Annotated in this window: 22 protein-coding genes and 1 tRNA gene; 1 reads left to right on the forward strand and 22 read right to left on the reverse strand. The window is 68.3% G+C overall.

Annotated elements, in window-relative coordinates; translation table 11 throughout:
• Positions 1 to 8: 8 nt before the first annotated feature.
• The 14 genes from LYSCAS_RS04460 to LYSCAS_RS04525 all read right to left on the reverse strand — a co-directional run bounded on the left by LYSCAS_RS04460 (position 9) and on the right by LYSCAS_RS04525 (position 16,614).
• Positions 9 to 1,913, reverse strand: a complete 1,905-nt coding sequence (locus LYSCAS_RS04460; RefSeq protein ID WP_213436089.1) for a hypothetical protein — start codon at positions 1,911 to 1,913, stop codon at positions 9 to 11.
• Complete coding sequence (locus tag LYSCAS_RS16070) at positions 1,910 to 2,734, reverse strand: class I SAM-dependent methyltransferase (RefSeq protein WP_279640656.1); 825 nt, start codon at positions 2,732 to 2,734, stop codon at positions 1,910 to 1,912. The genes LYSCAS_RS04460 and LYSCAS_RS16070 overlap by 4 nt, the downstream gene beginning before the upstream one ends.
• Before the next feature lie 53 nt (positions 2,735 to 2,787).
• Positions 2,788 to 3,714, reverse strand: a complete 927-nt coding sequence (locus LYSCAS_RS04470; protein WP_213436090.1) for a methyltransferase domain-containing protein — start codon at positions 3,712 to 3,714, stop codon at positions 2,788 to 2,790.
• Positions 3,707 to 4,336: a D-glycero-alpha-D-manno-heptose-1,7-bisphosphate 7-phosphatase gene (locus tag LYSCAS_RS04475; RefSeq protein ID WP_213436092.1), complete on the reverse strand. Its 630-nt coding sequence runs from the start codon at positions 4,334 to 4,336 to the stop codon at positions 3,707 to 3,709. The genes LYSCAS_RS04470 and LYSCAS_RS04475 overlap by 8 nt, the downstream gene beginning before the upstream one ends.
• Complete coding sequence (locus LYSCAS_RS04480) at positions 4,333 to 5,052, reverse strand: sugar phosphate nucleotidyltransferase (RefSeq protein WP_213436094.1); 720 nt, start codon at positions 5,050 to 5,052, stop codon at positions 4,333 to 4,335. The genes LYSCAS_RS04475 and LYSCAS_RS04480 overlap by 4 nt, the downstream gene beginning before the upstream one ends.
• Entirely contained in the window at positions 5,042 to 5,641 is a 600-nt protein-coding gene (locus LYSCAS_RS04485; protein ID WP_279640658.1) for a D-sedoheptulose-7-phosphate isomerase, read from the reverse strand. Before LYSCAS_RS04485 ends, LYSCAS_RS04480 begins: the two co-directional genes overlap by 11 nt.
• A complete protein-coding gene (locus LYSCAS_RS04490) occupies positions 5,626 to 6,654 on the reverse strand; it encodes a GHMP family kinase ATP-binding protein (RefSeq protein WP_213436096.1) in 1,029 nt (342 codons plus the stop codon). Before LYSCAS_RS04490 ends, LYSCAS_RS04485 begins: the two co-directional genes overlap by 16 nt.
• A complete protein-coding gene (locus LYSCAS_RS04495; RefSeq protein WP_213436098.1) occupies positions 6,651 to 9,887 on the reverse strand; it encodes a glycosyltransferase in 3,237 nt (1,078 codons plus the stop codon). The genes LYSCAS_RS04490 and LYSCAS_RS04495 overlap by 4 nt, the downstream gene beginning before the upstream one ends.
• Positions 9,884 to 11,257, reverse strand: a complete 1,374-nt coding sequence (locus LYSCAS_RS04500; RefSeq protein WP_213436100.1) for an ABC transporter ATP-binding protein — start codon at positions 11,255 to 11,257, stop codon at positions 9,884 to 9,886. The genes LYSCAS_RS04495 and LYSCAS_RS04500 overlap by 4 nt, the downstream gene beginning before the upstream one ends.
• On the reverse strand, positions 11,247 to 12,041 hold the full coding sequence (locus LYSCAS_RS04505; RefSeq protein ID WP_213436102.1) for an ABC transporter permease: 795 nt from the start codon (positions 12,039 to 12,041) through the stop codon (positions 11,247 to 11,249). Before LYSCAS_RS04505 ends, LYSCAS_RS04500 begins: the two co-directional genes overlap by 11 nt.
• Positions 12,042 to 12,048: 7 nt before the next feature.
• Complete coding sequence (locus LYSCAS_RS04510) at positions 12,049 to 13,218, reverse strand: cystathionine gamma-synthase (protein WP_213436104.1); 1,170 nt, start codon at positions 13,216 to 13,218, stop codon at positions 12,049 to 12,051.
• Positions 13,219 to 13,288: 70 nt separating this feature from the next.
• Positions 13,289 to 14,671, reverse strand: coding sequence for a pyridoxal-phosphate dependent enzyme (locus tag LYSCAS_RS04515; RefSeq protein WP_213436106.1), 1,383 nt, complete (start codon positions 14,669 to 14,671; stop codon positions 13,289 to 13,291).
• A gap of 155 nt (positions 14,672 to 14,826) precedes the next feature.
• Positions 14,827 to 15,042 (reverse strand): YdcH family protein, encoded by a 216-nt coding sequence (locus LYSCAS_RS04520; protein WP_213436108.1) that lies wholly within the window; start codon positions 15,040 to 15,042, stop codon positions 14,827 to 14,829.
• Between the two features lie 318 nt (positions 15,043 to 15,360).
• Complete coding sequence (locus tag LYSCAS_RS04525; RefSeq protein WP_244858665.1) at positions 15,361 to 16,614, reverse strand: OmpA family protein; 1,254 nt, start codon at positions 16,612 to 16,614, stop codon at positions 15,361 to 15,363.
• Between the two features lie 156 nt (positions 16,615 to 16,770).
• Between LYSCAS_RS04525 and LYSCAS_RS04530 the strand changes: the two genes are divergently transcribed.
• Positions 16,771 to 17,883 carry a PilT/PilU family type 4a pilus ATPase gene (locus tag LYSCAS_RS04530; protein ID WP_213436110.1) on the forward strand — a complete coding sequence of 371 codons (1,113 nt, stop codon included), beginning with the start codon at positions 16,771 to 16,773 and terminating at the stop codon, positions 17,881 to 17,883.
• Positions 17,884 to 17,908: 25 nt separating this feature from the next.
• Here the strand turns inward: LYSCAS_RS04530 and maiA are convergent, their stop codons facing one another.
• The 8 genes from maiA to LYSCAS_RS04570 form a co-directional block, all read right to left on the reverse strand.
• A complete protein-coding gene (gene maiA, locus LYSCAS_RS04535; protein WP_213436112.1) occupies positions 17,909 to 18,574 on the reverse strand; it encodes a maleylacetoacetate isomerase in 666 nt (221 codons plus the stop codon).
• Positions 18,575 to 18,647: 73 nt separating this feature from the next.
• Complete coding sequence (locus LYSCAS_RS04540) at positions 18,648 to 19,640, reverse strand: fumarylacetoacetate hydrolase family protein (protein ID WP_213436119.1); 993 nt, start codon at positions 19,638 to 19,640, stop codon at positions 18,648 to 18,650.
• A 109-nt stretch (positions 19,641 to 19,749) separates the two neighbouring features.
• A tRNA-Gln gene (locus tag LYSCAS_RS04545) sits at positions 19,750 to 19,824 on the reverse strand.
• Between the two features lie 80 nt (positions 19,825 to 19,904).
• Complete coding sequence (rpsI, locus tag LYSCAS_RS04550; RefSeq protein ID WP_213436121.1) at positions 19,905 to 20,297, reverse strand: 30S ribosomal protein S9; 393 nt, start codon at positions 20,295 to 20,297, stop codon at positions 19,905 to 19,907.
• Positions 20,298 to 20,306: 9 nt separating this feature from the next.
• Entirely contained in the window at positions 20,307 to 20,735 is a 429-nt protein-coding gene (gene rplM / locus LYSCAS_RS04555) for a 50S ribosomal protein L13 (protein WP_213436123.1), read from the reverse strand.
• Between the two features lie 148 nt (positions 20,736 to 20,883).
• A complete protein-coding gene (locus LYSCAS_RS04560; RefSeq protein WP_213436125.1) occupies positions 20,884 to 21,414 on the reverse strand; it encodes a hypothetical protein in 531 nt (176 codons plus the stop codon).
• Between the two features lie 13 nt (positions 21,415 to 21,427).
• On the reverse strand, positions 21,428 to 21,865 hold the full coding sequence (locus tag LYSCAS_RS04565; protein ID WP_213436127.1) for an EF-hand domain-containing protein: 438 nt from the start codon (positions 21,863 to 21,865) through the stop codon (positions 21,428 to 21,430).
• Positions 21,862 to 23,070, reverse strand: coding sequence for a TIGR03032 family protein (locus LYSCAS_RS04570; protein ID WP_244858666.1), 1,209 nt, complete (start codon positions 23,068 to 23,070; stop codon positions 21,862 to 21,864). The genes LYSCAS_RS04565 and LYSCAS_RS04570 overlap by 4 nt, the downstream gene beginning before the upstream one ends.
• Positions 23,071 to 23,162 lie beyond the last annotated feature (92 nt).

Here is a 23,162-nt window from a genome sequence, read left to right on the forward strand (position 1 = left end):
GCGCGCGCTCAACGCGCGATCCGCACCGATTCCAGGCGCACCACGCCGGTCGCGCCGTCGTGCAGCGTGGCGTAGACATAGCCTTTCGCCGCACCGCGGGGTGCGACGACATACGCGGGATAGTCGCGAACGCCGGCAGTGACCGGCACCACGCTCAGCGTCGCGCCGAGGAACGCGCCATCGGCCGCCGCCCAGTTGACCTGCTGCCGCATGAGGACGTCCGTGCCGCGCACGGCTTCCGCGCGATACACCAGCACAACACCGTCCAGTTCTCCCGCAGGCATCGCGAGCGTGTTCTCCGCGAGGCGATCCAGGCGCAGGCCATCGGGCCCCGCATCCGAGGGACGCGCGAACTGCCATCCCTGCCAGTTGCCAGCCGCGCCCAGCGTTTGCCCGCCCGGCGGCAATTGTTTCGACCCCACGAGCGCATGCGCCTGCTGGCGCGACAGCAATGCGAAGTGGGCGCCGCCTGCTTCCGGCACCAGCGGCGCCAGGCCGAATCCGTAGTCGAAGCCGGGCGATTGCGCCACGCCCGCAGGCGTGCGGACGCAATCGTTGCGATGCAGGTTGACGGCGCAGAACACTTCGCCGCCGCCGCCCAGCACCCAGGTCGTATCGGGCTCGGTGCCGCCGACGAGCACGCCGCCCTCCCGCGAGAACCGGACGTTGTCCAGCGTCTCGCCCAGGTGGCGCGCCGTATCGGAGGCCAGGATGCTGGAAATCGATTCGATCCGTCCGTAGGCGATGTAATACAGCTGCGTCGCGCCGAGCACCAACAACAGCAGCGCGCGTCCGGCGCCGCGATAGCTCGAAACCGCGAACAGCACCACCAGCGCATAGGCCGGCAACATCCAGCGTGCTTCCTGGCGGTCGGCACCGGGCAGGCTGGCGATCGCGATCATCCCGAACGCCGCCGCGAGCAAGGCCAGCGCGCCGACGGACAGCCGCGGACGCCAGCGGCGGAACGCCCACGGCAACAACCACGCGATCGTCGCGGCGCCCGCGCACACCAGGAACGTCACCGTGGCATCGACGGCATCCTGGTTGAGGCGCCCGACGAACCACACCGGTCCGTAGTTTGTGCCGGACAGGACATTGAGCGCATACGTGCCCGCGACCTTCGCCGTGCCCGCATCCACCGACACCACCCTGCCCGACGTGCCCATGGCCACCGGGTTGTCGGACAGTCCCTTCACCAGCGCAACGAACACGATCAGCGGCACCAGCACCAATGCGGCAAGCGCCGCGAGCTGCCGCGCGGAAATCCGCCGGCCGGCCTGCCACCACTGGAACACGACGACGACGCCCACCAGCCCCGCGATGCCGGCCACGTAGCGTTCGTGGATGAGCACCGCGACGAGGAAGCACGCCAGGGCCGTGGCAATCGCGCGCGCGCCGACGATGCCGCTGCCCGGAAACAACACACCGCGCATCGCGTAGATGCCTGCAAGGAACGCCGCCAGGCTGAGCGCTTCGATCGTCCCCGACACGTAGTCGTGGTAGAGCATCACGTTGAAGCGCGAAAGCAGCACGAGGAGCCCGGCGGCGATCGCCACGCCGGCGGTCGCACGCATCGCAACGCGCGCGAGCAACCACGCGTAACCGGCGCTCGCGGCCATGCCTGCGGTGAACACCAGCATGGGCACCCAACGCGGCCAGTCGCCGGCGACGATCGCGGCCCACAGCACGTTCATGAGGATGCGCGGCTTGTACGCGTTCAGCGCCGCGAGCACGTCGGCGAAACCGCCTCCGTGCTGCTTGCCGAAGGCGAAGGAAAACAGCTCGTCGCCGAAGTAGTACGGATGGTAGGCGGCCAGCGACAGGCACAGCGCGACCAGCGCGAAGAATGCGAACGCGCGCAGCGACTCGATGCGGTCCGGGGGCCTGCCTGTCTCGTCGGGGCGAAGGGTCATCGCGTGGCGACCAGCGTCCAGTGGCCGTAGTAGAACGCCCGCTCGGGCGCCCACGGCATCACCATGGCGGCGTCGGAAAATCCGGACGCGCGCGCGAGGGAGAGCACGTCCCACCCGAAATGCTGGAAGCAGAGCACGGGGCCGCCGATCGGATCGCCGTGGTATTCGGGCGTTTCGTGGTGCGTGATCGTGCCGTCGTCGCCGATCGAAGCACGCACGAGCGTGTCGGCCACGTCGATGAACGGGAACGTCGCGACGACGACGCCGCCCGGCCGCAGGACGCGCGCGAACTCGCGCAGCGCCGCGGCGTAATCGGGCACGTGCTCGAGCACATCCATGGACACGATCGCATCCTGGCTGGCGTCCTCGAAGGTCAGGCGCGTGATGTCCTGGAATTCCACGGGCCCGTGGCCCCCGATCTGCGCCAGCCACGCGCCGAGCGATTCCCGCTTTGACGCGTCGGGTTCGAACTCGCTGCCCCGGATGCCGGGATGCTGTTTCTGGAGATACGCGAAGACCGCCGTGGACTGCTCGGTGATGTAGATGTCGCGCGCGTCCGGCGCGCGCGCGCGCAGCATCGCGATGGTGGCGCGGATCCGCGCGCTGAAACCGCAGGCGCCGCAGACGAGGCCTTCGCGCGTTTCCACCTCGCCGTTCCCGTTGCGCACGACATTGAAGGTGCGCAGGTCGCCGCACGTATCGCAGTAGCCATCCAGCGTGTCGTTCACCGCCGCGAGCATCTGCTGCGTCGCCAGCCAGCAGGCGGTCACCTCGGGCCGGTCGCGGCGCGCTTCGAAATCCACGTATTCGAACTGATGCATGGTGTGCCTCTACAAAGGTGCGTGCGAATCGGGCGGGAAGGATCCGGCTGCGGTCACGGTGCCAACCCGCGCAGCCGCTTCCACAGCCGCGCCTGCCACGGCAGTCGTTCGACCGGGGCGACGCCGTAGGCGCGGGCGCTTTCGACGCCCAGCAGGTACATGACGTTGCCCATGACGGGATCGGACAGCAGGTTCCGGTTCGCCGCCGGTCCATGCCAGATGCGATCGACCATGGCGTTCTTGTCGGCGACGGGTCCCATTTCGATGACGAAGGCCCAGGTCTTTCCGGGCAACGCGTGGACAAGGAACCCTTCCGGGCCGAACACGCGCCGCGCCGACGACACCGACCAGCACGTGATGTGCCCGCGCCCGAACGGATCGAGGTAACCGGGGTCCTCGCCGCGCACGTAGGCGGTGAGTCCCGTGTTGAACAGGAACAGCGAGCCGGGCACCGAACGCGCACGCAACGCGCGGGCGAGCGCACGCGCCATGGCGGGCGTGAGGTGTTCGAGCACTTCGATGCACGTGCCGCACTCGAAGGTCCCGTCGACGTCGGCGATGTCGGCGTGGATGTAATTCGGGCGCTGCGTGCGCAGGTGCTGCGGGGGCGGGAACTTCTCGATGCCGTGGAAGGTGTCCACGTGCGAAGGCAGGTAGGTCGCCAGCGCATCGAGCAGGAACCCCGGACCCGCGCCGACGTCGACGAAGCGCCGGACCGGAATCGTGCAATACAGCAGCGCCTCCGCCGTGCGCGCCAGGGACGGCCCCCACGAGCGGTCGCGTGCCGCGGCAAGCTCCATCTGCCAGTACGCGTCGTCGTACTCGCGCACCGGCTCGCCGGCGTCGATGCGTGCCAGCAGCGTTGGATCGGCAAAGATGAAATCGCAGTCGCTGCAATCGAAGTACGCAACGCCGTCGAGCGTGGCGTGCAATGCGCAGGGGTTGCGGCAGAACGGACAGGGTGCGCGCAGGTCAACCATCTTGGACTCCGGTCGCCATGGGCGGTTCGTACGCAAGGAAAGGCATTGCTTCGGTGAGGGCGTGGATGCGGCGTTCGCCCGCGGGAAGCGGGGCATCGCCCAACAGCAGGCGCGTGGCCACGCCCGCGGCGCGTGCCGCTTCGAGATCGCTGGCCTTGTCGCCGACGTGCATCGAGGCGGCGGCGTCGATCCCCAGCGCGGTACAGGCAGCCAGGAACATCCCGGGCGCCGGCTTGCGGCATTCGCACACGATGCGCGCTTCGTGCAGTCCGGCCGTGGGGTGGTGCGGACAGTAGTACGTCGCCGCGATCGGCACGCCCCTGCCCGCGAACGCCTCGTGCATCCAGCGCGTGTAGTCGCGGAATTGCGCGTCGGTGTACAGGCCGCGCGCGATGCCGGCCTGGTTGGTGACGACGACGATCAGGTAACCCGCATCGACCGCGGCGCGACAGAGCGCGAAGATGCCGGGGATCCAGCGTGTCCCGGACGCCGAATGCACGTAGCCGTCGTCCTCGTTGATCACGCCGTCGCGATCGAGGAACAGCGCGCGCCGCGGCACGGGATGGCCCGCCAGCAGCGCGTCCAGGCCCGGATCGACGACGCGTTGCCCGGCCGCGCTCATGCGCGCTCCGAGGCGAACAGCGATTGCGCGCGCAGGTAGTCGTCCGGCACGCCGATGTCGATGAAGCCTTCGGTCTGCGTATGCGCGGCCACGCGCCCGGTTTGCGCGGCGGGCGCGAGGACGGCTTCCTCGAACGAGAACACCGGGTCGGCGGGCAATGCCGCCAACGCCGCAGGCGCGAGGAAATAGCAGCCCGCGTTGATCCAGCCCGGGCCGCCGCGGCCTTTTTCCTGGAAGCCGCGCACCAGGTCGTCCTCGATCACCACTGCGCCGTAGCGCGCGGCATCCGGGACGTGCGCGAGCGCGATGCCGAGCATCGCGGCGGCCTCGCGCGTCGCGCGTTCCAGCGCGGCCGGCGAATAGCGCAGGAACGTATCGCCGTTCACGACGTGCACCGCATCGCCGGCCAATTGCGCGGCGGCATTGCGCACGGCGCCACCGGTGCCGAGCGGTTCGGATTCGCGGGCGTACACGATGTCGGCGGAAGCGCCGCTTGCAGTGCGCCAGCGCGCGCCGATCGCCTGTTCGACGAGCTCGCCGCGATACCCCACCGCAAGGATGATGCGGGCGAGCCCGGCATCGACGAGGTGGTCGAGCACCCACGCGAGGAACGGCCGCCCGGCCACGGGCGCGAGCGGCTTGGGCACGTCGCTGACGACGCTGCGCAGCCGCGTGCCGAGGCCGCCGACGAGGACGATCGCTTCGTCAGTCGGCATCGCGCGGGTACATCGCACATTCGATCAGGCTGCACAGCAGGTGGCCGATGAACTCGTGGCCTTCCTGGATCCGCGGCGTCTCGGTGGACGGCACGCGGAAGCAGACATCCGCCAGCGGCAACAGCGCACCGCCGCCCTGCCCCGTGAATCCGATGACGTGGATCCCGCGCGCGCGCGAGGCTTCGGCCGCGCGCACGATGTTGGGCGAGTTGCCCGACGTGGAGATCGCGACGAACACGTCGCCCGCCACGCCCAGCGCTTCGACCTGGCGCGCGAACGTGTAGTCGTAACCGTAGTCGTTGCCGATCGCGGTGAGGATGCTCGTGTCGGTGGTCAGCGCGATGCCCGGCAGTCCGGGCCGGTCGTAGTAGAAGCGGCTGACGAGTTCGCCCGCCCAGTGCTGCGCGTCGGCCGCGCTGCCGCCGTTGCCGGCGAACAGGATCTTGCCGCCGTTGCGCAGCGAGCGCACGCAGGTGTCCACCGCCTGCACGATGGTCTGCTCGAGCGCGGCGTCCTCGGACATCGCGCGGAAATTCGCAAGCGACTTGGCAAACTCGCCGCGCACCGTCTGGATCACGTCGGTCGCCATGCGATCGCCCCTTCGTTGGTGAAATGGAAGTCCATGCGCGTGCCGCCCTGGCCATCGAGCGCACGGCACAGGCGCACGCGGTCGTGCGGTGCGCAGAAGAACATCATGAAGCCGCCGCCGCCCGCGCCGGACACCTTGGTGGCCAGCGCGCCGTTGGCGGTGGCCACGCGCTCGATCGCATCGATGTGCGGGTTGGTGATCGAGGCGGCCATGCGCTTCTTCGCTTCCCAGCCGGCCTGCAGCGTGCGCACGAATCCGCGCAGGTCGCCGCGCAGCAACGCTTCCTTCATCGCGGTGGCTTCTTCCTTCAGGCGGTGCATCGCCGCGATGGAATCGGATTCGCCGCCGGCGACGTTGCGGATCTGCTCGTCGATGATGCTCGCCGAGGAACGCGACACGCCGGTGAAGTACAGCACCAGCGAGGCTTCCAGTTCGGCCAGCACCCACGGCTTCATCCGCAGCGGGTTGACGATGACGCGGTCCTCGCGATGGAACTCCATGAAGTTGAACCCGCCGAACGCCGCGGCGTACTGGTCCTGCTTGCCGCCGGTCAACGCCAGATCGTTGCGTTCGATCTCGTAGGCCAGGTGCGCGATTTCGTACTCGCCCAGGCCCAGCGAGAAATAATCCGCGAGCGCGGTGACCAGCGCGACCATCATCGTCGACGACGAGCCCAGGCCCGAGCCCGGGGGCGCGTCGGAGTGCGCGCGCAGCCGGATCGCGGGCTGGCGCCCGCCGAGGAAGTCGCGCGAGATGCGCAGGTACGCGCCGACGAGCAGCGCGAGCTTCCCGTCCTGCTGCTCGCATGCACCCGGCGCGAACGCGATGCGTTCGTCGTGGTCGAGCACTTCGAACGCGACCGTGCCGTCCGGCGCATCGTCGACCATCGCGTGCGCGTACTTGTCGATGGTGGCGTTCATGACGAAACCGCCGTGCAGGTCGCAGTACGGCGAAACATCGGTGCCGCCGCCGGCCAGGCCGAGGCGCAGCGGTGCGCGTGCACGCACGATCATGCGGAACTCCCGTCGGTCAACGCGAAGGCGGCGGCGAGCGATCGACGCATCGCCTCCCGCGAGAAGCGCGCAGCGGCGAACGCGACGCCGGCGCGCGCACGCGCGAGCCACAGCGCGTCGTCGTCGAGGAGCGCGAGGATCGCATCGGCCATGGCGTCGGGGGCATCGACGACGCTGCATGCGGCGTCGACGCCATCCAGGCCCTGCGCGCCGACGGTCGTGGTGACCAGCGGCAGGCCGAGTTGCAGCGCTTCGACGACCTTGCTCTTCACGCCCGCGCCGAATCGCAGCGGCACCACGGCCACGCGCGCGTTGCGATAGCGCGCCTGCAGCGCCTCGTCCGAAACATAGCCGGTGACTTCGACGCGGTCGCCTGCGAGCGCACGCACGTCATCGGTCGGATTGGAGCCCACGAGCGCCAGGCGCAGGTCGGGGCGGCGCGCCCAAACGCGCGGCATGATTTCCGACACCAGCCAGTGCGCCGCGTCGACGTTCGGCGGATGGCCGAAGCCGGCGACGAACACCAGGTCGCGCCGATCGCCCACCGACACCGGCGCTTCGAAGCGATCGTAGGCGTAGGGCACGACGGACATCGCGGACACGCCGGGCTCCAGGCCCGCGACGTCGCGCGCTTCTTCGTCGGAGGGATAGAGCACCACGTCCGACTGCCGCCACACGTGGCGTTCCATCGTTTCCATCGCGGTGGCGGCGTCGCCGTCGGTTTCGCCGCGCGCCCGCGCTTCCAGCGCCATGCGGCGGAAATGCAGGTCGTGGCCGTAGTAGACGATGCGTGCGCGCGTGCGGGCGCGGATCTCGGCCAGCACGCCGCTGGCGATGTGCGGGCGCGAGACGAGCACCGCGGTGAGGCGATCGCCCCACTGCTCGAGCACTTCGCCCAGGCGCCCGGCCCAGTGCGCGCCGTGGAAGACCTCGATGCCGCGCGCCTGCAGCGCGCGCACGTAGGGCACGTCGTTGTGCAGGTTCTCGGGCCAGAACTTCACGTGGCAGCCAAGTTCGAGCAGGCGGTCGAGGAACGCATCCATCGTGCGAGAACCCGCGTCGCGGTCGGGCTGCGGCACGTAGTGGTCGATCACCAGCACCACCGGACCGTCGAACGCGCGGTCGCGCGCGAGCGGCACGCACTCGGCGTTGGGATAGTGCGCGGCGAGCGTGTCGCGCCAGCGTTCCAGGAATTTCGCCTGGTTGATCGGCTGGTAGGCCTTGATGCCGCTGCCCGTGTCCGTGCCGTGCGAAACGCCCTCGTGGTGCACGACTTCCGAGAACGGCGTGTAGTACACCTCGAGGCCTTCGGCGCGCACGCGGAAGGCGAGGTCGGAGTCTTCGCAGTAGGCCGGCGCGTAGATCGGATCGAAGCCACCGAGCTTGCGGAACAGTGCGGTGGGGATCATCAGTGCTGCGCCCGAGACGTAATCCACCCGGCGCACGTAGTTGAATTCGCTGGCGTCCGGATCCTGCAGGCGCCCGTAGTTCCAGGCCGACCCGTCGCGCCACACGATACCGCCGGCTTCCTGCAGGCGCCCGTCGGCGAAGACGAGCTTGGAGCCGGCGATCCCGGCGTCGGGATGCGCTTCGAACACGTCGAGCAATGCGTCGAGCCAACCCGGCCGCACTTCGGTGTCGTTGTTGAGGAAGACGATGTACTCGCCGCGCGCCAACTGCTGCGCCTGGTTGCACGAGCGCAGGAAGCCCATGTTGGCGGGGTTGGCCACGTAGCGCAGGCCGGTGATCCCGCGCAGGCGCTCGATCTCCGCGTCGCCGGAGGCGTCCTCGATCACGATGACCTCGAAGCTCGCGCGGCCGCCTGCCACCTGCAGCGAATGCAGGCACGCCAGCGTGTGGGCGAACTGGCCGTAGGCCGGGATGACCACCGAGAACTTCGGGGATTCCGGCCGCACGAACACCAGGTCGTCGACCGAGACGCTGCGCGGGAGCGCGCCGATGCGTTCGGGCGGCTCGGGCAGCGCGATCGGCGCCAGCTTGCGGCCCCGCAGCAGCGACACCGCGCGGCGCAGCCACGTGGTCGCGCGCCACGACGTTGACGCCAGCAGGCCTTCGGCGATCGCACGCAGGTCGCGGGCGTGCCGTTCCTGTTCCAGGCCCTGGCGCTGCACCTGCATGCGCAATTCCACTTCCGCGTCGAAGGCCTTGCGGAAGCGGCTCGCGCCCTCCTGCAGGGCGTGGCGCACGTCGCGCAGTTCCAGTTCGAGTTCCAGCGCGCGTCGCTTGACGAAGGCATGCCGCGCGCGTTCCTGCGCGACTTCGGCCTCCAGCGATTGCGCCCAGCGCGTGCGCTCGTCGATCAAGGCATCGCGCGATTGCGCCACGCGGGCGTGTTCTTCCAGTTCGGTCGACAGCGACAGCGCCCAGCGCGTGCGCTCGTCATGTTCGGCCTGGAGCTTCCCGAAGTCGGCGCGCTCGCGCGCCATGTCCTGGTCGAGTTGCTGCGCCCAGGCGGCGAGGTCTTCGTGGCGCGCATACAGGTCGATGCGCGCGTCGTCGTACACGGACGCCGGCAGCGTCGGCACGGCATCCGCGCGCGCGGCGCACACGGCCATGAAATATTTCACGTCGCCCGGCGAGGCCGTGCGCTCGGCGACGTCGTCGCCGTCGGCGCGGAACGCGGTGTACGCAGCGCTCGCACCCTCCATCGGGACGAGCATGGACACGGAGGCCATGCGCTGCGCGTGGTAGTGCCGCGCGGGGAAATGCGGGGCGAGCAACGCGTCGAGCTCGTCGAAGTACAGCTCGCGCACGTGGAATTCGTTGTGGAAGCCGCGGCGATCGGAATAGACCGCGCGGTTGGGGGACGACAGCACGAGGAAGCCGTCCGGCCGGAGCACGCGCCGCAATTCGGCGACCATGCGCGCCTGCAGGTCGGCATCGATGTGCTCGATCGTCTCGAACGAGATGATGGCGTCGAACGTCGCGTCCGCGAACGGCAATGCCGCAGCGCTGGCCTCGGTGAATTCCACGCGTCCCGCGGCGCCGTAGCGTTCGCGCGCATGGCGCACGGCATCGGCGGAAATATCGACGCCCTGCACGTGCGCGGCCGAACGCGCGAGCAGCGCCGAGCCGTAGCCTTCGCCGCACGCGACGTCGAGCACGCGCAGGCCGGCGACCGCGCGGTTGCACCACACGTAGCGATGCCAGTGTTCCAGGCTCAGTTCGCCCAGCTCGCCGGGGATGAATCGCTCGCCCGTGAACTCCATCATTCCATCGAATCCTGTCGTACCTGGATGTCCAGCATGGGAATGCCCACGAGGCCGAACCGCATCGTTTCGTCCAGCGCGCGGAATTCCAGCGCGTCGTGGATCCAGTGTTGTTGCGTGTGGTCGTACTGCGTGCCCGACGCCACCGCGGCGTCGATCATGTACGAGCCCGACGGCATGTGCGGCATGCGGAAGCGGAAGCGCGCGCTCACCATGTCGCCCGCCGCGCCCGCCACCGGCGCGTCCTGGTACACCAGGTACGAGTTGTCGCCGAACAGGCGCTGGCCGAGGCGATCCTTGACGTAGAAGCCGAAGATCAGGCCGTCGAGCGGCTCGCCGAGCTTCGCGGTGATCACCAGGTCCACGATTTCGCCGCCTTCGGCGAACAGCACCGGATCGCCACTGGCCTGCAGCAGGCGCACGCTGACGATCTGCGCCTTGCCGGCGCCGAATTCCAGCCCGGAGCGCTCCGGGTCGAACGCGAAGGTGCGCACCGCGGGCACGGGCGCGTCGGCCTGCGCACGCACGTCGCGCACGTCGTGGTCGACCGCGTCCGGTGCAATCGCCGGCCTGGACGCCACGACGCGTTCGCCCGCCACGCGACGGCGCTCCACGACGTGCAGCTCGGCCATGTAGGCCTCCACCACCTCGCGCGCCGAACCGGAGCCGCGCATCGCGCCGTTCTCCAGCCAGATCGCCCGGTCGCACAGGCCCGTCACTGCGCCGGCATCGTGGCTGACGAACAGCAACGTGCCGCGCTTCTTGAACTCGCGCAGGAAGCGCATGCACTTCTGCGAGAAGAACGCATCGCCGACCGACAGCGCTTCGTCGATGATCAGCACGTCGGCGTCGACGTGCACGATGACCGCGAAGGCCAGGCGCAGGGCCATGCCGCTGGAATAGCTGCGCACGGGCTGGTCGATGAACTCGCCGATGTCGGCGAAGGCCAGGATGTCGTCCAGGCGCCGCGCGGTTTCCTCGCGCGTCAGGCCGTAGATGGCGGCGTTGAGGTAGACGTTCTCGCGCCCGGTGAACTCGGGGTTGAACCCGCTGCCCAGTTCGAGCAGCGCGGCGACGCGCCCGTGGATCGACACCGAGCCTTCGGTGGGCGTGAGCGTGCCGGCGATCATCTGCAGCAACGTGGACTTGCCCGAGCCGTTGCGGCCGATGATGCCCATCGTCTCGCCGCGCATCACGTCCATGTCGATGCCGCGCAGCGCCCAGAAGTTGCGGAAGAACGTCTTGCGCCGGCCGAACAGGCTCTGCCACAGCCGGTGGGCCGGGCTTTCGTACATGTGGTACGCCTTGCCGGCGTTGCGCACGGAAATCGTGAGCGCGCCGGCGGGCGGGGTGTTCGCGCCGTCAAAGGACATCGGCGAACCCCGTGCGCAGCTTCGCGAAGATCGCGTGGCCCGCGAAGGCCACCGCCACCGCGCAAACGGTGTAGACGCCGAGGCCGCGCCAATCGGGCAGGTGGCCCCAGATCAGGACTTCGCGCGCCTGGTCGATGATGAAGGTCAGCGGATTGAGGTGGAACACCCAGCGGTAGCGTTCGGGCACGGAGCCCACGGGCACGATCGCCGACGACAGGAACAGCATCGCGGTGGCGATCACGCCCACGATCTGCCCGATGTCGCGCAGGAACACGCCGAGCGCCGAGACGATCCAGCCGACCCCGAGCGTGAGCACGAACAGCGGCGCGAACACGACCGGGAACAGCAGCGCGGTCGGCGGCACGGCTCCCTTGGCGAACCACAGGAGCGCGAGCAGCACCACGGTGTTCATCGCCAGGTGGAACAACGCGGAAAACGACATGCTCCAGCCGAGCAGCTCGAGCGGGAACACGACGCGCTTGACGAAGTTGGCGTTGCCCACGATCAGCATCGGCGCGCGCGTGAAGCATTCGGCGAAGTAGCCGTGCACCACCAGGCCGACGAACAGGATCACCGCGAACTCGAAGGTCGAGCCCGACGCGCCGGGCCAGCGGCTCTTCATGATGTAGCCGAAGGCCATCGTGTAGACGAGCAGCATCAGGAACGGGCTGATCAGCGACCACAGCAGGCCGAAGTTGGCGCCGCGGTAACGGCCGAGGATCTCGCGCCGCGTCAGCTCGACCGCAAGCGACCGATGGCGGCCGAAGACATCCAGGATTTCCATCGCCGCGTTACGACTGCAGCGCCGCGGCGAGGTCGCGTTGCAGGTCCGCGACGTCTTCGACACCGACGCTCAGGCGCACCAGGTTGTCGAACAGGCCGAGTTGCGCACGACGCTCCGGCGGGATCGAGGCGTGCGTCATGATCGCGGGATGGTTGACGAGGCTTTCCACGCCGCCCAGCGATTCGGCGAGCGTGAACAGCTGCGTGCGCTCGCAGAAGCGCTTCGCCGCCTCGAGCCCGCCCTTGACGAAGATCGTGACGATGCCGCCGAAGCCGTCCATCTGCTGCTTCGCCAGCGCGTGGTGCGGGTGCGAGGGCAAGCCCGGGTAGACGACGCGTTCGATCGCCGGATGCGATTCGAGCCACTGCGCCAGCGCGAGCGCGTTCTCGCAATGCGCGCGCATGCGCAGGTGCAATGTCTTCAGGCCGCGCAACGCGAGGAAGCTGTCGAACGGGCCCTGCACCGCGCCGATCGAGTTCTGCAGGAAGGCGAGCTGTTCGGCGAGTTCGGTGTTGTCGCCGACCACGAGGATGCCGCCGACCATGTCGGAGTGGCCGTTGAGGTACTTGGTGGCCGAGTGCATGACGATGTCGGCGCCGTGTTCGAGCGGGCGCTGCACCATCGGCGAGGAGAAGGTGTTGTCGACGACCACCATCAACCCGTGCGCCTTCGCGATCTTCGCGATCGCGGCGATGTCGACGATCTTCAGCAAGGGGTTGGTGGGGGTCTCGATCCACACCATCTTCGTCTTCGGCGTGATCGCGGCTTCGAACTTGGCCGGATCGGTGAGATCGACCCAGCTGAAGTCCAGGCCCGCCGAGCGGCGGCGCACGCGTTCGAACAGGCGGAAGGTGCCGCCGTACACGTCGTCCATCGCGATGATGTGGTCGCCGCTGTCGAACAGCTCCAGCAGCGTGGAGGTCGCGGCCAGGCCCGAGCCGAACGCGTACCCGCGGGTACCGCCCTCGAGCGCGGCAATGCAGCGCTCGTAGGCGAACCGGGTCGGGTTGTGCGTGCGCGAGTACTCGAACCCCTGGTGCACGCCGGGGCTGGACTGGGCGTACGTGGACGTGGCGTAGATCGGCGGCATGACCGCCCCGGTGGTCGGGTCGGGCGATTGACCGGCGTGGATCGCCTTGGTGCCGGGGCCCATGGCGCGCGTGTCCTGCTCTTTCATGCGTGGATCCGATGCGAAAAACCGGCGCGATTCTAGCATCGGCGGCTCGCCCGCCCCCCGGGCGAATGGGCTATTGCACCCGGCGGCGCAACCAGTTCAGCAAGTCGATCCGGGTGATCAGGCCGAGGAACGCGGTGTCCTGGGTCACGATGGCCACGTGGCCGCGGTCGAACACGGGCAGCAGGGCCTCCACCGGGGAGCGCACGTCGAGGATGTCGAGCTTGGACACCATCGCGGTGGACACCGGGTCGCGGAACTTCGCCTCGTCGCCGTAGACGTGCAGCAGGACGTCGGATTCGTCGACGATGCCGACGATCTTCTCGCCGTCCATCACGGGCAGCTGGGAGACGTCGTACAGCTTCATGCGCTGGTAGGCGGTGACCAGCAGGTCGGTCGGCGCCACCACCACGGTGTCCTTGCGCGAGAACGGGCGCAGGATCAGGTCGCGCAGGTCGCCGTGCGTTTCGCGCTCCAGGAAGCCGTTGTCCAGCATCCAGTAGTCGTTGTACATCTTCGACAGGTACTTGTTGCCGGTGTCGCACACGAAGACGAGCACGCGCTTGGGCTCGGTCTGCGCGCGGCAATACTTGAGCGCGGCGGCGAGCAGCGTGCCGGTGGAAGAACCGCCGAAGATGCCTTCCTTCTCCAGCAACTCGCGCGCGGTGAGGAAGCTTTCCTTGTCGGAGATCGCGTAGGCCTGCTTGACGCGCGTGAAGTCGGAGATCGGCGGCAGGAAATCCTCGCCGATGCCTTCGACCATCCAGCTGGCCGACTTGTCCGACAGCGTGCCGCGGTTGATGTACTCCTCGAGGATCGAACCGACCGGATCGGCCAGCACGAGTTCGGTTTTCGGCGAGTGCTGCGCGAAGCACCGCGAAAGGCCCGTCATCGTGCCGGAGCTGCCGCAGCCGAAGACGATGGCGTCGAGGTCGCCGCCCATCTGGCGCAGGATTTCCGGGCCGGTGCCGAATTCGTGCGCGGCCGGGTTGTCGGGGTTGCCGAACTGGTTGATGAAGTACGCGCCGGGCGTTTCGCGCGCGATGCGTTCGGCCATGTCCTGGTAGTAATCGGGATGGCCTTTCGCCACGTCGCTGCGCGTCAGCACCACCTGCGCGCCCATCGCCTTGAGGTTGAAGATCTTCTCGCGGCTCATCTTGTCGGGCACGACGAGGATCAGCTTGTAGCCCTTCTGCTGCGCGACGAGCGCCAGGCCGATGCCGGTGTTGCCGGCGGTGCCTTCGACGAGCGTGTCGCCGGGCTTGATGTCACCGCGCTTCTCGGCGGCCTCGATCATCGAGATGCCGATGCGGTCCTTGACCGATCCGCCCGGGTTCTGGCTTTCCAGCTTCAGGAACAGCGTGCACTTGCCGGTGTCGAGGCGCTGCGCCTGCACGACCGGCGTATCGCCGATCAGTTCGAGGACGGACTGGTGCACGGTGCTGCTGGTGGACATCGTGGATCCCGCGTGCGGCCGCGAACGTGCGGCGGAGCGGGCGATTATCCGTCGGGGCGCACGCGAAAGTCAGCGTGCGATTCGATGCCACCGCAGGCGGTGCCGGCTGGACGAGGACGCCGGCACCGCCCGCGACGGTGTGGTTGCGGCCGGGGTCAGTGTTCCCGGTCGTAAAGGCTGGTCAGTCGATCCTTCGCAGCGAGCTTTTCGCGCTTCATCTTCTGCAGGGTCAGGTCGTCGACGGGGAGCACGCCGAGTTCGGCGTCGAGTACCTGCTTGTCGAGTTCCTTGTGGCGCTGGTACAGGCTCTTGAACTCGGGGTTGCCCTTGATCAATGCCTCGAGTTCCGCCTGTGGTTGCCCTTCGAACATGGTCAGCCTCCTCTTGCTACTGCATGAAAACGCGAACGCCCCGGGCCGGGTGGCACGGGGCGTCCAGGAGTTCGATCGGGATGGCGCGAGCGGCGCGCGGAGCCTGCATCCGGGCGCCCGCGCCGGAAAGTCCGGCCGCGCGCTCCTCATCTGCAGGTGTCTGGGTCATCGGCCTTCCGTTTCGAATCGGCCGAGCGAGGGTGCGCTCGGGAGTTCGACGCTACTCCTCCGCCGGTGGCTCGGCAAGGGCGCCGACGCCGATCCGCAGGGTTTCGCCGACGTTCGGCAACGCAGCGTCAAGCCATTGAAAAGAAAAGGTTATTTGGCCGACACGATGATCTCGACGCGGCGGTTGCGCGCCCGGCCCGCGGCGGTCGTGTCGTCCGCGATCGGAGACGATTCACCCAACCCCGTGGACTGCATCCGGGCCTTCGGGACGCCACCGGCGGCCAGGGCCGCGAGTACCGCGCTGGCCCGCCGGGCGGACAGCGCCTGGTTGGCGGCCGCTTCGCCCTGCCCGTCGGTATGGCCCTCGATCTTCACGCGCGGCGCGGGGCCGGCCTGCAGGTAGGCGGCCAGCGCACGCAGGCTGGCGGTGGCCGAGGCGGTGAGCGTGGCCTGGCCGGATGCGAAGGCGTCGCCGCCGAGGGTGAAGACTTCGCCCCGGGCGTCGCGCTTCGACGGCGGCAGCGACCCCCCAGCCGTGAGTTCGGCTTCCTTGCGGGCCAGGGCGGCGTCTTTTTCGCGCGCCGCGGCGAGTTTGGCGGCCTGGTCGCCGGCGACGTCGAGGATCACGTCCTCGGCCTGCTGGCGCGCGGCGGCTTCCGTTTCGGCGGCGGCGCGCAGGCGCTGGGCTTCCTCGGCCTGGATCTGCGCTTCTACGCGCAGGCGTTCGGTTTCCTGGCGCGCGCGTTCGGCGTCCTGGCGGCTGGCTTCGACCAGCAATTCGCTGCGTTCGCGATCCAGGCGATCGACGTCGCGGCGCGCGGCTTCGGTGCGCGCGGCGAGTTCGGCGGTTTCGGTGCGGCGGCTGGCGACCTGCACGGCATGCGCGCGATCGCGACTGCGCGCCGTGGCGATGGCGTCGATGGACTGGCGCGCGCGCAGGCGTTCGTAGGCGCCGAAGCCCTGCAGGCGGGCGTCGGCGTCCAGCGACAGCAGACGCTGCGAGAGCGCGGCCGCGGGATCCGTGCCGGCCGGCACGCCCTGCGGCGCGGGCCATGCGACCGGCGCGGGTTGGTCGCCGGCGCCGAGTTGCAGGCGCTGGCGCAGTTCGGTGATTTCGTTGGCGCGCTGCGTGTAATCGGCCTGGGTGGTGGCCGCGCGGCTGCGTGCGAGGGCGAGTTCGCCATCGGTGGACGCGGACTCGGCCAGCAGGCGCGCCTGGTCCTCGTCGCCCCGGGCCATCGCCGATTGCGCAGCGCCCAACGCGCTGCGCGCCGATGCAAGTTCGGCCGATGCGTACTGGTCCGCGTCGGCGCTCTCCGCGCGCGAGACCGCTTGTTGCGCCGCGGACAACTCGCCGGTGGGCGGCGGCAGGCTAGCGCAGCCCGCGAGCGCGGACGCGATCACAAGGCCGCAAATCCACGCGTGTTGCGTTTTACGGAAGTGTGCGAAGCTTGGGCGCATAGGGGTGCCGTGCTGTTCTGAAGGGGGACGACGCGCGGTCATTGTGATGAAGCCGGCGCCGTGCATGCAATCGGCCGCCAAGACACGAGGGTACGGCACATGGACATCGGCTATTTCCTGAAGCTGATGACGGAGAAGAACGCGTCGGACATGTTCCTGACGACCGGTGCTCCCGTTTACATCAAGGTCGAAGGCAAGTTGTACCCCCTCGGCAACACCGGCCTGCCCCCGGGCATGGTCAAGAAGATCGCCTATTCGCTGATGGACGAGGGCCAGGTGCCCCAGTTCGAGCGCGACCTGGAACTGAACATGGCGATCGCGCTGGCCGATTCCGGCCGCTTCCGCGTGAACGTGTTCAAGCAGCGCGGCGAGGTGGGCATGGTGATCCGCGCGATCCGCAGCGTGATCCCGTCCATCGAAGAGCTGCAGCTGCCGCAGGTGCTGAAGGAAATCATCATGGCCCCGCGCGGCCTGGTGCTGATCGTCGGCTCCACCGGTTCGGGCAAGTCGACCACGCTCGCCTCGATGATCGACCACCGCAACAGCACCTCGTCGGGCCACATCCTCACCATCGAGGATCCGATCGAATACCTGCACAAGCACAAGAAGTCGATCGTCAACCAGCGCGAAGTCGGCCTGGACACGCACGCCTTCCACAACGCGCTCAAGAACGCGATGCGCGAGGCGCCGGACGTCATCCTGATCGGCGAGATCCTGGACGCCACCACGATGGAAGCGGCGATCGCCTTCGCCGAAACCGGCCACATCTGCCTGGCCACGCTGCACTCCAACAACGCCGACCAGACGATCGAGCGCATCCTCAACTTCTTCCCCGAGGCCGCGCACAAGAACGTGCTGATGAACCTCGCGCTCAACCTCAAGGCGGTGGTGTCGCAGCGCCTGGTGGTCGGCGTGGATGGCCGCCGCATGCCGGCCGCCGAAGTGCTGATCAACACGCCGATGATCCGCGACCTGCTGCGCCGCGGGCAGGTGCACGAGATCAAGCAGGCGATGGAAGAGTCGCTGGAAGCGGGCATGGAGTCGTTCGACCAGTGCCTGTTCCGCCTCTACAAGGAAGGCCGCATCGAGAAGGAAGCCGCGCTGCAGGCCGCCGACTCGCGCGATGGCCTTGCGCTGAAGTTCCGCCTCTCCGAGGGCGGCACCGGCGAACACGATCCCTACGCGGACGTGTTCGAAACCAAGATCGGCTGAAACCCCCGCCGCGCGCGAGCGCGGCTCAGGTGGGTTGCGGGGCGTCCGGTTGCATTTCCGGGCGCGCCGCGTCGAAGGCCGGCAACGCCAGGCACGCCGCTTCGATGCGCTGGATGGTCGGGTACTTGCCCAGGTCGATGTTGAACCGCCGCGCGTTGTAGACCTGCGGGACCAGGCAGATGTCGGCCAGCGTCGGCGCGTGGCCGTCGCAGAATTCGCCCGTCGAAGGATGGTCGGCCAGCATCGACTCGAATGCGGCCAGGCCGTCGCCGATCCAGTGGCGCACCCATTCGTCGCGTTCGGGTTGCGGCACGTGCCATTCGCGCTCGAAGTACTGCAGCACGCGCAGGTTGTTGAGCGGATGCACGTCGCACGCGATCAGCTGCGCCAGGCCGCGCACGCGCTGGCGGTCGCGCGCGGTGGCGGGCAGCAGCGGCGGCGAGGGCCACACTTCGTCCAGGTATTCGAGGATGGCCATCGACTGGCGCAGGTTGCGCTGGCCGTGTTCGAGCACCGGCACCAGGCCTTGCGGATTGGCGGCGCGGAACGCGGGCGTGTGCTGGTCGCCGCCATCGCGCAGCAGGTGCACCGAGGCGATGTCGTACGGCAGTCCCTTGAGGTTGAGGCCGATGCGCACGCGGTACGCAGCGCTGGAGCGCCAATAGGAAAACAGCCGCAACCGATCGTTCACGAGGCTCCCCCGAGCGCCTGCCGCGTGGTGCGGCAAGGCACATTAGCTTGCCCGCCTGCCGGGCGGAAGACCGTCAGCCTGCCGCCGACTGCCGTTCGATCTTCTGGTCGATCGCGCCGAAGATGCTGTGGCCGGCCTTGTCGAGCATTTCGATGCGAACGCTGTCGCCGAATGACAGGAACGGCGTGACCGGCTTGCCCTGCTCCAGCGTTTCCACGGTGCGCTTCTCGGCGAAGCACGAGGCGCCCTTGCTGGTGTCTTCGTTGGCGATGGTGCCCGAGCCGACGATGGTGCCGGCCGACAGCGGCCGCGTCTTCGCGGCGTGCGCGACCAGCTGCGCGAAGTCGAACTGCATGTCCACGCCCGCTTCCGGCGCGCCGAACCACTGGCCGTTGATGTGCGTGAGCAGCGGCAAGTGCACTTTGTTGCCTTGCCAGGCATCGCCGAGTTCGTCGGGCGTCACGAAGACCGGCGACAACGCCGACCGCGGCTTGGACTGCAGGAAGCCGAAGCCCTTCGCGAGTTCGCCCGGGATGAGGTTGCGCAGCGACACGTCGTTGACGAGGCCGATGAGCTGCAGGTGCATCGCCGCGCGTTCGGGGGAGACGGCCATCGGCACGTCGTCGGTGATCACCACGATTTCGGCTTCCAGGTCGATGCCGTAGGCCTCGTCGACCACCTTCACCGGATCGCGCGGGCCGAGGAAGCCGGCACTCGTGGCCTGGTACATCAGCGGATCGACGTAGAAGCTTTCCGGCACTTCGGCGCCGCGCGCGCGGCGCACGCGTTCGACGTGCGGGAGATACGCGCTGCCGTCGACGAATTCGTACGCGCGCGGCAACGGCGCGGCGAGCGAACCGACATCCAGGTCGAACACGTCATCGGGTTCGCCGCCGTTGAGCACGTCGTACAACGCGTTGAGGCGCGGCGCGGCGTTCTGCCAGTCTTCCAGCGCGCGCTGCAACGTCGGCGCGATCGCGGTGGCGCGCACGGCGCGCTTGAGATCCTTGGACACGACGACGAGGGTGCCGTCGCGGCCGCCCTCCTTCAGGGAAGCGAGCTTCATGCAGTGGCCTTGGCGTTTGCAGCGCGGGGGAGCGCGAGGCCCGCGATTGTGGCGCGCCGGTTTGAATCCTGCAAAAGAAAAACCCGCCTTGCGGCGGGTTCTTCGGATTTGGCAGCCCCGGATGGATTCGAACCACCGAATGCCTGAGTCAGAGTCAGGTGCCTTACCGCTTGGCGACGGGGCTGTGGCTGCAATTTTGGAACTCGGGCGGCCGCGATTGTAGCGCGGCCACCCGTCAACACACCGCTTACGCGTTTTCCAGAATCAGCGCTTGGAGAACTGCGTCGCGCGGCGGGCCTTGTGGAGGCCGACCTTCTTGCGTTCGACTTCGCGGGCGTCGCGGGTCATGAAGCCGGCCTTGCGCAGGTCGGTCTTCAGCGACTCGTCGTATTCCACCAGCGCGCGCGAGATGCCGAGGCGGATCGCGCCGGCCTGGCCGGTGATGCCGCCGCCTTCCACCGTCACGAAGATGTCGAACTTGTCGGTCGACTGCGTGAGCTCGAGCGGCTGGCGGACGATCATGCGCGCGGTTTCACGGCCGAAGAAGTCTTCGATCGTGCGGTCGTTGATGGTGATGGTCCCGTTGCCCTTGCGCAGGAACACGCGGGCGGTGGAGGACTTGCGGCGGCCGGTGCCGTAATTCTGCTGGATTGCCATAGGGAGCTCTTAGAAATCCAGCGGCTGCGGCTGCTGGGCGGTGTGCGGATGGTTCGGACCGGAATAAACCTTCAGCTTGCGATACATCGCACGGCCGAGCGGATTCTTCGGGAGCATGCCCTTGACGGCGGTTTCGAGGACGCGTTCCGGGTGGCGCTCCAGCGCCTGGCCCAGGGACTCGGTCTTCAGGTTGCCGATGTAACCGGTGAACCGGTGGTACATCTTGTCCGTCAGCTTCTTGCCGGTCACGTGGATCTTCTCGGCGTTGATCACCACGAGGTAATCGCCGGTATCGACGTGCGGGGTATAGACGGGCTTGTGCTTGCCGCGGAGGCGGCGGGCGAGCTCGGAGGCGAGCCGGCCGAGGGTCTTGCCTTCGGCATCGACCACGTACCAGTCACGCTGGACGGTCTCGTTCTTGGCGCTGAAAGTCTTCATGCGTAACTCGTGTGGGTACATGGTCGGGCTGGTTGCGGGGGCGCGAGGGCCCCGCGGAACGTCGCCGCGTGATGTAGGGGCGGAACAAAAGAGGCGGAATGATAGCGGCCCCACCGGGGCGTGGCAACCCCGGTGAACCCCTGCCCGCTCAGGCCGTGCGGCGGACCGGGGCCTGGGCGCGGCGCTGGAGCGGCGCCGGCGGGAACAGCACCGCGTCCTTGAAATACACGACTTTCAGCTGGAACCCGCGCGGCGAGTAGCCGATGAACGTGGCCCCGGTGCGCGGTTCGACGGCCTGGGTGTAGCGGCCGTTGAGCGTGGCGTTTTCCAGCTCCAGCAGCACGCCGATGCTCTCGGGCTTCTCCTTGTTGGCCGCTTCGAGGATGTCGAGGGCTTCCTGGAAGAACGGCACCGCGCCCTTGTTGCCGCGGAATTCCGGCGCGAAGAACTGGCGGTAGTAATACGTGGGCTGGCGCAGGCGCGGGATGATCCGCAGCAACGCGGTCCCGACGCCGACGATCTGGCCGTCGGCATCGCGGGCCACGACCACGGCCTGCTTGGCGCGCAACGCAGCACGCGCCGGATCGGCGAGCGCGCCGTGGCGCGTCCAGAAATCGACCAGTTCGGCCTGCAGTTCCGGCGTCGTGGTGCGCCAGACGTTGGTGGTTTCGAAAGACACGGTGTGGCCTGCCTTATTTCTTCGGTGCGGCGGTCGCGGGCTGCGACTTCGCCAGGGTCTTCAGGGCGTCCAGGTATTCCGGGAAGTCCAGCGACTGGTTCTTGTCCTTGTCGAACGCCGACATCGGCGGCGCGTTCTTGCCGGCGCGCTGCACGAGCATCATCTGCGCGTACTCGCTGGCCTGGAGCTTGCCGTCGTGGTTCGCGTCGCGGCGCTCGAACTCGGCGTGCAGCCGCTGCACGGTCAACGCATCGCGCACCTGCACGAAGCCGGCACGGAACTCGTCCTTCGAAATCGAACCGTCGTGGTTCGCATCCCACGCGGCGAACATCGCATCGGCGCCCTGGCCCTGCTCGGCCGCGGCCGGTGCCGCGACGGGCTTGCCCGCCTGCTGCTGCGCGAACGCCACCGGCGCCACGAGCGCCGCCATCAACACGATCCAGGTCTTCATGCCACCACCTCCGGCTGCGCTTCGGGTTCGAACGTGATCAGCTCGCGGATCTCCGCGGTGCGCAGGCCGATCATCATCGGGTTGACGACGTTGGGCAGGAAGCTGATGTCGAAGATCTCGGAGATGTCGCCTTCGAAGCGGATCCAGTTCAGCACGTCGCCGTTGGCCAGCGAGACGATCTGCACGCCGCACCACGGTTCGACGTCGCGCTTCTTCAGTTCTTCGTCCAGCTGCAGGCCTTCGAAGCGCTGGTTGCGCGGCTTCGACAGGCCCACCGCGGCCACGTTGCCCACGATCGACAGGCCGCGCAGGAAGCCCGGGAACCACGCGGTCGGCACGAACGCCTTCTTCGCGAAATCCACGTAACCCAGGTGCCCGGTGCCCGCGTTGAGCACCCACAGCTTGCCGTTGGCCCAGCGCGGCGAATGCGGCATCGACAGGCCTTCGCACACGATCTCGTCGGTCTCCACGTCGATCACCACGCCGCCGCTCATGCGGCGATCGCGCCAGCCATCCACCGCGTCGGACTTGCACACCGCGGTGACGTACTTCGGCTTGCCGTCGACCATCGCCAGGCCGTTCAAGTGGCAACGATCTTCCGGCGCGAGCTTGCTGATAAAGCTCGGCTTCCAGATCGGCTTGAAGCTGTGCGTCTGGCTCAGCTCGGCCAGGCACGAATACTTGGTGTTGACGAACACCACGCGGCCGTCGCTTCGGATGCCGAGTTCGTGGATGTCCAGGTCGCCGATCGTCTGCGCATTGCGCGGCACGTAGCACTTGTCGAACTTGCCGTGGATCGATTCGCCCGGGCGCAGGATGTTCTCGAAGCGCCACAACTGGTACAGGCCACCGAGGTAGATGCGCTGCGCGTTGCCGACGATGCCCATCGCGCGCTCGAAGATGCGCTCGAAGAACGACACGCGGCCCTGCTGGTCGCTGCCGACCAGGTACACGCGGCCGGTCTGGTACGAGGAGATCGCCAGCGACACGCGATTGCTCGACAGCCACGAAGCCAGCCCGCGCGAGCAGCTCTTCTCGACCTGCAGCTTGGTCAGGTCCAGCGGCGGCTTTTCCGACTGCGCGGTGTTGAGGGTTTCGTTCCGGGGTTCCGGCGTGGCCGGTGCGGCCGGCGCCTGCGGTGCGACGGCGTCTGCTGCCTGCCCGGCGGCCGTGTCGGCGCCGGCAGTCTTTTTCTTGCTTGCCACGAAGTTCTCCGAAATGACGTCTGCGATCCCAGCGCCACAGTTGAAACGATTTCGCGGTCGCGGGCCAGCGTCTTTCGCGGGCCGGCGATGAA

The sequence above is a fragment of the Noviluteimonas caseinilytica genome (assembly GCF_018406605.1).
Classification (GTDB): domain Bacteria; phylum Pseudomonadota; class Gammaproteobacteria; order Xanthomonadales; family Xanthomonadaceae; genus Noviluteimonas; species Noviluteimonas caseinilytica.